At 48.1% G+C, this 11,160-nt stretch carries 11 protein-coding genes; 1 reads left to right on the forward strand and 10 read right to left on the reverse strand.

The window, feature by feature from the left end:
• Positions 1-99: 99 nt before the first annotated feature.
• The 3 genes from CRO25_RS24145 to CRO25_RS24155 form a co-directional block, all read right to left on the reverse strand.
• Positions 100-828 carry a Cthe_2314 family HEPN domain-containing protein gene (locus tag CRO25_RS24145; protein WP_064635708.1) on the reverse strand — a complete coding sequence of 243 codons (729 nt, stop codon included), beginning with the start codon at positions 826-828 and terminating at the stop codon, positions 100-102.
• Between the two features lie 212 nt (positions 829-1,040).
• Positions 1,041-1,979 (reverse strand): heme A synthase, encoded by a 939-nt coding sequence (locus CRO25_RS24150; protein ID WP_063566122.1) that lies wholly within the window; start codon positions 1,977-1,979, stop codon positions 1,041-1,043.
• 302 nt (positions 1,980-2,281) lie between these two features.
• Positions 2,282-2,626: a thioredoxin family protein gene (locus CRO25_RS24155; RefSeq protein WP_063566123.1), complete on the reverse strand. Its 345-nt coding sequence runs from the start codon at positions 2,624-2,626 to the stop codon at positions 2,282-2,284.
• Between the two features lie 143 nt (positions 2,627-2,769).
• Here CRO25_RS24155 and CRO25_RS24160 point away from each other — a divergent pair, with 143 nt between their 5' ends.
• Positions 2,770-4,050: a DUF2515 family protein gene (locus CRO25_RS24160; protein ID WP_079696675.1), complete on the forward strand. Its 1,281-nt coding sequence runs from the start codon at positions 2,770-2,772 to the stop codon at positions 4,048-4,050.
• Positions 4,051-4,201: 151 nt separating this feature from the next.
• Here CRO25_RS24160 and CRO25_RS24165 read toward each other — a convergent pair whose 3' ends face one another.
• The 7 genes from CRO25_RS24165 to CRO25_RS24195 form a co-directional block, all read right to left on the reverse strand.
• Positions 4,202-5,830, reverse strand: coding sequence for a polysaccharide biosynthesis protein (locus CRO25_RS24165; protein ID WP_079696676.1), 1,629 nt, complete (start codon positions 5,828-5,830; stop codon positions 4,202-4,204).
• 60 nt (positions 5,831-5,890) lie between these two features.
• A complete protein-coding gene (locus tag CRO25_RS24170) occupies positions 5,891-6,331 on the reverse strand; it encodes a DUF456 domain-containing protein (RefSeq protein WP_063566179.1) in 441 nt (146 codons plus the stop codon).
• A gap of 54 nt (positions 6,332-6,385) precedes the next feature.
• Entirely contained in the window at positions 6,386-7,135 is a 750-nt protein-coding gene (locus CRO25_RS24175) for a Cof-type HAD-IIB family hydrolase (protein ID WP_063566126.1), read from the reverse strand.
• A gap of 283 nt (positions 7,136-7,418) precedes the next feature.
• Positions 7,419-8,291 carry a metal ABC transporter permease gene (locus tag CRO25_RS24180; protein ID WP_079696677.1) on the reverse strand — a complete coding sequence of 291 codons (873 nt, stop codon included), beginning with the start codon at positions 8,289-8,291 and terminating at the stop codon, positions 7,419-7,421.
• Positions 8,291-9,250 carry a metal ABC transporter permease gene (locus CRO25_RS24185; protein WP_063566128.1) on the reverse strand — a complete coding sequence of 320 codons (960 nt, stop codon included), beginning with the start codon at positions 9,248-9,250 and terminating at the stop codon, positions 8,291-8,293. The genes CRO25_RS24180 and CRO25_RS24185 overlap by 1 nt, the downstream gene beginning before the upstream one ends.
• 3 nt (positions 9,251-9,253) lie before the next feature.
• The gene (locus tag CRO25_RS24190) at positions 9,254-10,075 is read right to left on the reverse strand and encodes a metal ABC transporter ATP-binding protein (RefSeq protein WP_231952394.1); all 822 of its coding nucleotides are present in this window, start codon (positions 10,073-10,075) and stop codon (positions 9,254-9,256) included.
• Between the two features lie 31 nt (positions 10,076-10,106).
• Positions 10,107-11,054, reverse strand: a complete 948-nt coding sequence (locus tag CRO25_RS24195; protein WP_079696714.1) for a metal ABC transporter solute-binding protein, Zn/Mn family — start codon at positions 11,052-11,054, stop codon at positions 10,107-10,109.
• Positions 11,055-11,160 lie beyond the last annotated feature (106 nt).

Below are 11,160 nucleotides of genomic sequence, written 5' to 3' on the forward strand. Positions count from 1 at the left end.
AATGTTAATGTCATAAATGTTAATTCCATCTAACTGTCGATCAGGAACTCAGTATAATCCAAGTATTCCGATTTGTCAAAGGCAAATATTACTATCCAATCAGTTCGTCGGTTGATTCATTACCTGCTTATGCCACTTCTCGTTGATGTAGCCATACGCTGCTTTTAACGTCTCACATACCATATCCACACCCTGCCGGAGTTCCAAGAGATGCTGATCCAGGTCTTCCAGCTTCACTTTCCCTTGCAAAGTCTGGTGCAGCTGCCACAGATCATCCTGCATTTCGGAATTCATGTAATGAATCTCCATGTTTCGCCGTTTGCGCAATTTGCTCATTGGCTCACGGTAAGAGTCCTTGATCCGGATTAGTTCGTTAGCAAGAACATAATGCAGCTTATCATATCCGAACTGTCTTAATACGGTGAAATAAGAATAATGCGTTTTAACATTGGTTGTGTTCAGCTCAAATATTTCATTCAACACTGTACCTAACTTATCCAGAATGGCAAAACATCGGATGAAGCCATCCTTATAGAAATAGACGTAACGGGCATACTCTGCTTTTTCTGGTAATGTCATATCGTCCGTAGAGCCCGCTTTGACTTTCTGACGGAAATGGGAAGCTGCAAAACAGCTTTGCTCCAATTCATCCAGCGAAGAGATCAGTCCCTGGGTCCATATATACAGTTTACGAAAATCATGGGTAGGATCATGGTCCACATGCATCTGTCGCTGAAATAGCTCAAGCGTATCCGCCATCGCTTCCATCGCGTCCTTTAGTATGCCTTCGTTCTTACGCGGCTTTTCACCCAGCAACGTTCGCAGCATATATAGCCTCCTCTTTCCACTCTGCAGATCATCAAATTAATAATAATTCATCATATTAAACAAAATCGGAATCAGAGTAAACGTATGACCGCTGCTTACAATAGGGTGCCCTGACACGCCTGACATCAAACAAAGTTCACCTGTCCAATGATGTACATCATCGGATGGTGAACTTCACTGGATTATCCCTGAACTACAATAATTCGGATATATCAGAACCGATTAACGGGCCGATGCAACTTGTACACCAGGAAACTCATATAGGTTAATACACCGAACAAAATAGCAATATCAAGCATATGCGCCAGCGCCACGAACATATACACTTCCGGACGATTCATCGTGAGCATCAGTCCAAAACCAATGACCACTTGCAACAAAACCAGCACAACAGAAATGACGCCAAGTGCTCTTAATTCCGTGTTATCCGGATGTTTGCGATACGCAAAATGACCGAGGATTGCAATGACGATTACTAATGAAACAGCTGCCACCCGGTGAGCAAAAGCAACAGCTACGCCTCCCGAGAGCTCAGGAATAATCTGCCCGTTACAGAGCGGAAAGCCTGAACAGCCTCCAGCAGAATCCGTATGGCTCACAAATGCTCCAGTATATACCACGAGGTACGTATAGATTGTGGAAAACCACACCAGATTTCGGAACCCTTTGCTGACTCGCGGGTATCGATTCAGTCGTTCCAATCCACCATGGCGAGCTTCCTGTCGAATACCAAGCGCCATCATCAATGAGCTGGCAAAAGCAATTAAGGCAAATCCGAAATGCAGTGCCATGACTGCGGAAGATTGGGAGAATACGACGGCAAAAGCACCCATGATTCCCTGGACAATAACAAATATCAGCGTTAACAATGAAAACAATTGCAGATCACGGCGTGATTTGCCAAAACGCAAAAATGCTACAAAAGAGGCTATGGACAAAAGCCCTGCCAGTGCGCTGACGGCGCGGTGGGAAAATTCAATTAGTGAGGCAACAGTATGTGCAGGCACAAGTTTTCCGTTACATAAAGGCCATTCTGCGCCGCAACCGAGGCCCGATTCCGTTCGGGTCACAACGCCTCCGCCAAATGTGGCCAGAAACATGACAAGACAGGTTAATACGGTTAACCATTTAAACAAGGTTAAGTGTTTCAATTTTTTCTCACCCGCTGTTGGTTTAAGATGGCGAAGAACTACATCCTCCGCTTGATTCGATACTTTGACACTTATTTCACAACTAAATTCATTATACCGGATAAATGTGTCATTGACGCCGCGCTTTGTGACAAAATGTTAACGTCTGTCGAGAAGTTGACCCGCAGGTCATCGGTAAATATGTACATTATTACAACGTTAGTTTCTCCCGAAAACTCGGAAAATACAAACGCCACTTCCCTATTTCAAGAGAAATGGCGTTCCTTTAATTATAACCTTTAACATGGTTAACCTGTCATGCTTTATTTATGAATCGTGTTATACACCTCAACTGCACGCTGCAGGAATTGCTCAATCTCTTCTCTCGACTTGCGCAGTTTGTTCACATAACGAACAAGTTCCCGGCCATCTGTGTAAGCTACAAAGCTGGGGATGCCGAGGATATTTTGCTCTTCGCTCACTGTACCCACCTGATCTACGTCGACCTCAACCAACTTCAGCTCACGAGCAAACTTTTCTTCAACTTCAGGCATAAACGGATCGATGTACTTGCAATCACCACACCAATCTGCCTTAAATACAGCTACAGTCAAACGCGGAGATTGGATTGCCACATCAAATTCCGGTTTCGATGTAATCTTTTCCATTACAACATCTTCCTTTCTATACCTTGTCTTATCCTCTAAGTGAAGCAAATTGCGGAGTGGAAGTCAAATATTCGGCGCATACTGACATCAACAGCTTCCTAAACTAAAAACGTAATCAGATTATAAAGAAAGGAGGTCATGTTATGACTTCCGTTAAAACGGATTCCTCCGAGTCTGCCCATCATGGGTCAATATTACAGATGGTTCGATCCATCCCCGGTGCGGCCCGGGAAGTGTGGAGGGGCAAACAGGCGGCTTGGCAGGCTTCTGCACAGCTTCGTCATCCCTTGCGTGATATGGCTTGGGACTCTGACATGGCTGCAACCTTACAAGCAGAGGTGGAGCGCCTATTGCCTGGAAACGAGAGTTCTTTTGCCCGAAATACGCTCAGTGCACTGGTCTGTGAAGAGGACTGCATCATTCTGGAAGAGATCAAGACATTAACGCAGGAAAACAACCGGAGTAACATCACTCGCACAGCAGCATACCTGGAATGTTACGAACAGTATCCAGAGCTGCATTGGGCCCTGCTTGCCCATATGGTATCCCGCAACGGCGGATATCACATGACCGATCTTCAAAGTGACCTTATGCATAATCTGCAAAATCAAACAGACCGTGAGCACATGTATCGACTACTGGAGCGATGTAATGCCCTCATTTTCCAAGATGCTTATCCCCAGCTTCTGTTATATATGAATAGCCGCCGGATCGGCCGGAGCTGTTTTCATTTGTTGTCCCATTTTCATGTATCGGCGTTCATGACACCGTTCTGGGAACGATTTTGGCTGGAGCGATGCAGCTCGCTGCTTAGTGTGGCATTAATTATTAATGAGCAGAACTATATCGAGAGCCGTGTCGTGCAGCATCCTTATTTTCAAAAACAAGTGCTGTCCAAACCCGCATTCCATCTGCATAATCTGGCTGGGCTGAACCATATCGTATTTCCACTCGGGCGGGAAAAAGGTCTTGCAGGCCGGGTTATTGAACATTTTAGCAAGCTGGACGAGCGGATTATGTTTGGCAAAGGTTTATATGCAATGCTGTTTGGAGTAGAACAAGTGTACACACAAGTATTGGAGTTTGTGCGCTCGGTTCCCCACCGTGGCTCACGTGCTGAATACTGGCCTGGTCTGTTCACCGCACATAAAGATGAACCCGGAGAAGCTGAGCTCTATAGTCAGGAGCTGTTGGATCAAGAATGGCTAGCGGAAGGACAACGGTTATATAGTCCTGAATTGCTGGCTGTATGGGGTGATACGCCGTATGAACCGATTACAAGGCAGGATTGGCTGCAAAATCGCGATTGTCTCGGTCATCTCACGGCCCCGCGCCGCCCTTGGCTGTTTGAGATGAGTCATGAGCATCGGTATGGAATGCTAAAAACTGCATTGGCCCATGATGCCAAAACCTTGACTCATTAAGGACAGAGGCCTTACCAGGGAATACGTCTAGAAGTCAATAATGGACTACCTTTTTTCGGTATTACAAAAAAGCCCTGTCCGCTATGAAAGCAGACAGAGCTTGTACTTATTTCAAACAATATAACGAAGTGGGTATTGTGTGTTGAATCGATTATCCACGTTGCCCGGCTCCACGTTGTAGACGCATGAGCGGACGGAGTATTTTTTGCAAAATACGAGGGTAACTGCCCAGTTCGTCTTTACGAAGTACACGTAGAACAACCATGAGTACCAAGTACACGACAACCACAAGCGCACCCACAAATAGACAGGTAACGAGGAATGATACACGTGTTGGCAGGAATAGATCAAAGATGGAGTTCCCAGCCCAGTTCGCCGCAAAACCAACACCCGCTGCACACAGCACGGTAATGATGAATCCTTTCCAACGATCACCCATGATCGAGAAATCAACAATTTTGCTAAGCACCCGCAAATTGAGGTACGTAATAACCAGGAAACACAATGCGGTCGCAATAATGATCCCGTAAATGCCAAAGATTGGAGCCAGAATTAAACTCGCTACGAGTTTGACTACGATACCGGCAGCTACACTGATCATTGTAATCCGTGGTTTACCTACCCCAAGCAAAATGGAGTTGGTGGTCATCATCGTAATTTGGAAAATGGTACCGAACGTCAGCAATGTAATGATTGGTGTTCCGTCTGGGCTGGTAAACAGTAAGCCGTTAACGGAATACGCTGCCGCACACAGAGCGATAACGATCGGCATTCCTGTCAGAATCGAAATGCGCAAAGCAAGCGTCACCTGATTTTTCAGATGAACTTCATCTTTGCGTGCAAAAGCTGCCGAAATGACTGGCACAAGTGATTGACTCAGTGCGATAGCCAAAATCGGAGGAATGCCTGCAATACTTTGGGCCTTGGCACCGAGAATGGCAAGAACTCCTGTCGCTTCATCCATCCCGATTCGTCCGCTAAGCAGTGGAACTACCAGCGATGAATCGATAAAGTTAATCGCCGGAACAGCGAGTGAAGATAAAACGATTGGAATCGAAAGTTTGAATATATCGCTGTAGATGCCCCGCATGGGCAATTGCTCCGCACGCTCATAATTCAATTGCGCCGCACGGTCATTTTTGCGAAGTTTCAAGGTGAAGTACAACATGACAGCAAAAGCACTAATGCTTCCGAATACGCCCCCAAATGAAGCCCCTGCCGCAATGGTTTGATCATCATAATTCCATTGCAGCATAACAAACGCCACGATGATCGCTGTACCTACACGTGCAAACTGCTCCACAATCTGTGAAATGCCGCCTGCCGTCATATTGCCGCGACCCTGGAAATATCCACGCATCATTGCGATGGCCGGGAAGAGCAGTAGCGCCGGAGCCAAGGCCCGAATGGCGCTCACCGATTCCGGTACTTTGGATACGTACGTCGCATAATAAGGTGCTGCGAACCATAATAAAGCAGACATAACTACCCCGGCTACAGCCGCAAAGATCAGGGCTGCACGGTAGATTTGTTGTGCTTCACCTGCGCGTCCCAGTGCATAGCGTTCCGACACCATTTTGCTAAGTGTACTCGGTATGCCCGCTGTAGCTACGGTTAACAGCATTAAATATACCGTATTGGAGATGGTAAACGATGCGTTACCGATATCGCCGAGGATATGCTCCAGCGGCACCCGTTGAACCAATCCGAGTACCCTCGCAATTAGCGCAGCTGCCGCCAAGATGAGCGTACCTCTAATGAATGTTTCCTTCTTAGACAAGCCAATTCCCCTTCTTTCCCCCACACCGACGTGCATCCAGATGAAGCCGCTCCCGAACGTCTATGCGAATCTTACCACCCAGATAATAAACAGAACAATCATGACGATTTGCAAAATAATTTTCATAACGGTGCTTGTAAATAGCCCCACCACGGAACCAAATCCGACTTTGGAAGCTTTGGCTGGTGATGACCCTCCGATCAATTCCCCGATAAAAGCACCGATAAATGGCCCCAGTACGAGTCCAAACGCCGGAATGACAAATGGGCCAATGATGACACCAATCGTACTGAGAGTCGTCGATAATTTGGAGCCGCCGAATTTCTTCACACCCCAGGCACTGACGACATAATCAGCCACAAACAGCACCACTACGATCAAAATCTGGATAATCCAGAACCATACACCGAACGGAACAAAGCTGAAGAACCAGCCATAGACCAGAAACGCGAAGAAAATCGCTACAGCACCAGGCAGTATGGGATATACCGTTCCGGCCATCCCCACCGCAAACAGCAGTACAATTAAAATCCAGCCAACGGTTGCGAGCAAAGGTTATTCCCCCTTCAAAATATGATCACGGATGACTTCGACAATGCCATCTTCGTTGTTGCTCGCTACGATCAGGTCAGCCGCTTCCTTCACTTGCTCCTGCGCGTTGCCCATGGCAACACCAAGACCCACAGCTTCAATAACCGCCAGATCGTTCAAGCTGTCTCCAACAGCAACCACTTCGGACATCTCTATGCCCAGAAGCTTGCAGACTTCAGCTACACCGCTCGCTTTGGATACACCAGCAGGGTTAATCTCAATATTAACTGGTGAGGAGTTCGTCATTTGCAAGCCGCCCATTTGTTGCAGCTCCATCATAATCTGGTGACGGACTTCATCTACTTCGGTATTGAATCCGAATTTCAGCCATTCCAGACCTTCAATATTGTCCGTCCAACGATCACGGTTGAACAGCTCTTCCACGGAGTATGCCCAGTACCAGCTATTATATTTTTCGCCAATCTCCTGCATTTTGCGGATCAATGCCGGGTCCATCAGATGGCGCATATGCAGATCATGCGGAGCTTTCCAGACTTCACTGCCATTGACCGTTACCATCGGGGTCTCCAGCCCAAGCTGTACCGCATAAGGCATCGCATGAAAAACAGCTCTTCCCGTCGAAAGGCACACATGCACTCCCCGACGAATGGCGATCTGAATCCATTTGGCGGTTTCCTGTGTGATCTCATGATTATCGTTAAGCAATGTTCCATCCATATCCAATGCAAGCAATTTGTATTTTAGTTCACTCATGCCGTATTTCCTCCTCAGTTGTCTCTCTACTTCTCCCTATCCAACATACTCTCACAAAAAGATCGCCCGGCATCCGCGTAGGCGGATGCTCCGGACGTCACAGCTAACGACATTTTACCACAGATCGTCGGCATGCAACAAAGTAACCCGCGATACGGGTGAACCTTTGCAACAAGGGCACAGGTGTCTGTTCCAATTCGTGTAAGAGTCTGGTATAAGATAAAACTTACCTGTATCCATGAAAAAACCGCCTGCAATGCAGGCGGCTGCTACTTTTTATCCATTAACGTGCCGCGAATTTGCGACGAGCATATCGGAAGACAATACCATGCTTTGGAGACAGCAACAGGGCCAGCACAAACAGAATTCCTGCTACCGCCACCATGCAACCTGCTATGGAAGCATCCAGCGCGTAAGCCATGATGTAGCCCCCAACCGAGGAAGCCGCTCCTACGAGCACGCTGTACAGAATCATTTTACCCAATCGATCCGTGAGTAAGTAAGCCGTCGCTGCAGGTACAATCAACATGCCTACCACGAGAATAGATCCTACGCTCTCAAATGAAGCCACAGATGTCATGGAAACGAGCCCCATAAGCAGATAGTGGAACAACACCACCGGAATGCCGCAGGCCGCAGCCAGCGCCGGATCAAAGGCACACAACTTGAACTGTTTGTAGAACAAGCCGATTACAAGGAGGATGACCAGCAAGGTGATGCCCAGCATCCAGACCGCCCTTGGGCCTACATCCGTCCCTCCAAGCGTTATGGTATCCCACTGGACATAAGCGATCTCACCGAACAAGACACAATCGAGATCCAGATCAATATGCCCGGCATTCAAACTGATCAAAATCACACCCACTGCGAAGAGTGCCGTAAACACTATTCCGATGGAAGCATCCGATGATAGTCCTCCAGCCTGTAAGCTTTGAATGAAGAACACCGTCAGTAATCCAAATACGGTTGCCCCAAGCAGCATCCATAACGAATCACGTGAACCGCTCCACAGGAAAGCAATCGCAATACCTGGGAGAACCGCATGACTGATCGCATCTCCAACCAGAGCCATCCGCCTTAATATGAGAAAACAGCCAAGAATTGCGCAAGCGGAGGATACCAGGATGGCCGTTAATAGAATCCAAAACGTTGCCATTACAACTCACCCCGTTCCTGCTGTGCTCGCTGTGCAGAGAGTGTCTGTAGCGTGGCATGTTCTTCTCTCAAGTAAGCGGATTTCGCCTGCATACTTCGCAAACGGCGTGCTAACAGTCCGCGCCGTGGAGCAAGCAATGCGGAACCTGCAAATAGCACTGTCGCTGCCAGTACCGTTACTGGCCCTGTCGGCAGATTAGGCACCAGGGTGCTGAAGATTGTACCTGTCGCACCGCTCAGTGCTCCAAATACGCCGGCCAACAGTACCATAAGCGAGAGCGAGTCCGTCCAGCAGCGAGCTGCCGCCGCCGGGGTAACCAGCAAAGCGGCAACAAGCACCACGCCAACCGCCTGAATCCCGGCAACAACCGCAATAACGGTCAACAGCAGAATCAGTTGTTCCAGCATGCCAACTGGCAGTCCCATACCCCGTGCGAATCCCGGGTCAAAACTCACCAGCTTGAATTCCTTGAACCATGCCAGACAGGCGATCAATAATACAAGACAGACACCGCCCATGACATACACATCCGTCATCACCATGGATGCGGCCTGACCGAACAAATATTTATCCAGCCCACTCTGACTGCCGCTTGCACCGTGCTGAATCCGAGTAAGCATCACTACACCAATACCGAAAAATACAGTCAGCACAATCCCCATTGCCGCATCCTGCTTGATCCGGGAATACCGTGTAATCCACGATATGCCGAAGGTCGCAATGATTCCAGCCACAAGCGCACCGAACAGAAATAATCCTACTGATTTGGTTTCAGTCAACATAAACGCGATGCAAATTCCTGGCAGAGCTGCATGAGCCAACGTATCCCCCATGAGACTTTGACGACGCAAAAATGTAAAAGAGCCAATAATTCCACTACTGAATCCGAGTAACAAGCAGCCAAGCAATATCCAGCGTGTATTGGGATCGGACAAAATGGCTACTATCCAGTTCCACATGCACTACACCTGGCCTTTCTCCGACCGGCTTCCGATCATCGCTATCCGGCCTCCGTACGTCTCTTGCAAAGTATCCGGTACAAATACTTCATTCGTCGGTCCACCTGCAACCAGCCGTCCATTAAGCAGCAGCACATGGTCGAAATATTCCTCTACTGTCGCCAGATCATGGTGAACAACCAGTACGGTCTTCCCTTGCTTCTTTAGCTGTTCCAACAATGAAATGATAGCTTTCTCCGTTGTGGCGTCCACACCTGCAAACGGCTCATCCATGAAATACAATTCCGCATCCTGTACCAGTGCTCTTGCCAGAAAGACACGCTGCTGCTGTCCTCCAGAAAGCTGACTGATCTGGCGGTACATATAATCACCCATTCCGACTTGCTCCAGGCAGTGAGCTGCCAAATCCCGTTCTTTTTTGCCAGGACGGCGGAACCAGCCCAGATGTCCATAACGCCCCATCATGACAACATCGAGGGCGTGGGTTGGGAAATCCCAATCAACAGATTCACGCTGAGGTACGTAGCCGATCCGGCGACGCTGTTCTCGGTAGGACTGACCAAAAATTTTCACCTCGCCGTGCATTTTTGGAACAAGTCCCAGAACGGCTTTGATCAAGGTTGATTTCCCAGCCCCGTTTGGACCAAGGATGCCAATCAGCTGACCTTCCGGGATGTCAAAAGATACCCCACTGAGGACCGGCTTTTTATGGTAAGCCACCGCCAGATCCCGAACACTAAGAGGAGCTGATGTAGGCTGTGTTCCCTTCAGATGGTTAGCATTTGGTTGTGATTGAGATTTTTCGGATAAAATTGTATCGCTCATGCTCTGTCCACTCCTCTCTTCATATCGTTTATCATTTTAATGCCTCTACAATCGTCTGAGTGTTATGGCGGATCATGCCAATATACGTTCCTTCTTCTGTTCCCTCAGCACCCATCGCATCCGAGAACAGTTCACCACCAATACTTACGGTATGTCCTTTTTCGGCTGCACCAGCAATAATGGCTTCCATCGCTTTTGCTGGTACGCTGGATTCTACAAATACCGCTTTGATATTGTTGTCCACAAGATAATCTCGCAACTCACTGACATCTCTTGCACCATATTCTGCTGCTGTACTGATTCCTTGAAGCCCCATCACTTTCATGTCATAAGCTTGGCCGAAGTATCCAAAGGCATCATGCGCCGTAACCAATACCCGGCTGGCTTCCGGAATCTCCTGGATTTTTTCCCGCACCTCGGAATCCAATGCCTCCAGTTTAGTTAGATACTGCTCTGCCTGGGCCTTGTACTCTTCTGCATGTTCCGGGTCTGCTTCCACGAGTGTATCGCGCACAGCCTCTGTGGCATGCATCCAGTGGCTAACATCAAACCAGACGTGTGGGTCGTATTCCGTTCCGCCTGTATCTTTTCCTGAACGCAATTCCTCCACCGGAATGTTCTCCGAGACAGCTGTTACTATTTTGCTCTTGGACATTTTCTCCAAAATGTCTGTCATTTTTCCTTCAAGATGCAGCCCGTTGTAGAAAATGACCTTCGCTTGCTCCAGCTTCCGAATATCTCCCTGCGAAGCCTTGTACAAGTGAGGATCTACCCCTGGGCCCATTAGCCCGGTAACATCAACATATGCCCCGCCGACTTCACGCGCTACATCCGCAATCATGCCTGTTGTGGCTGTGACCTGCACCTTCCCTTCACTACCTCCTGTTTCCGCTGCACCTGAGCACGCTGTTAGCACGATAACCAGAACAACAGCTGCCAGCGTCATCAACCCTCTCTGAATGCTCCTCATCTTCACCATCAACAATTCATACCGCTCCTTTCCCTCTCCTAACATAATTGTCCTCATCTAATTTTGTTGTACAAGGTATTAAAATTTATACAAGACTAATAATGTTTCCCTTGTG

Origin of the sequence: Paenibacillus sp. RU5M (genome assembly GCF_900221055.1) — a bacterium.
Lineage (GTDB): Bacteria > Bacillota > Bacilli > Paenibacillales > Paenibacillaceae > Paenibacillus > Paenibacillus marchantiae.

Excerpts from the sequence above, each read along its gene's own strand:
- CRO25_RS24145 (WP_064635708.1), bottom strand. The coding sequence starts at position 828 with ATGCTGCGAACGTTGCTGGGTGAAAAGCCGCGTAAGAACGAAGGCATA.
- CRO25_RS24170 (WP_063566179.1), bottom strand. The coding sequence starts at position 6,331 with ATGGCCGGAACGGTATATCCCATACTGCCTGGTGCTGTAGCGATTTTC.
- CRO25_RS24180 (WP_079696677.1), bottom strand. The coding sequence starts at position 8,291 with ATGGCAACGTTTTGGATTCTATTAACGGCCATCCTGGTATCCTCCGCT.
- CRO25_RS24185 (WP_063566128.1), bottom strand. The coding sequence starts at position 9,250 with ATGTGGAACTGGATAGTAGCCATTTTGTCCGATCCCAATACACGCTGG.
- CRO25_RS24190 (WP_231952394.1), bottom strand. The coding sequence starts at position 10,075 with ATGAGCGATACAATTTTATCCGAAAAATCTCAATCACAACCAAATGCT.
- CRO25_RS24195 (WP_079696714.1), bottom strand. The coding sequence starts at position 11,054 with ATGGTGAAGATGAGGAGCATTCAGAGAGGGTTGATGACGCTGGCAGCT.
- CRO25_RS24155 (WP_063566123.1), bottom strand. The coding sequence starts at position 2,626 with ATGGAAAAGATTACATCGAAACCGGAATTTGATGTGGCAATCCAATCT.
- CRO25_RS24175 (WP_063566126.1), bottom strand. The coding sequence starts at position 7,135 with ATGAGTGAACTAAAATACAAATTGCTTGCATTGGATATGGATGGAACA.
- CRO25_RS24160 (WP_079696675.1), top strand. The coding sequence starts at position 2,770 with ATGACTTCCGTTAAAACGGATTCCTCCGAGTCTGCCCATCATGGGTCA.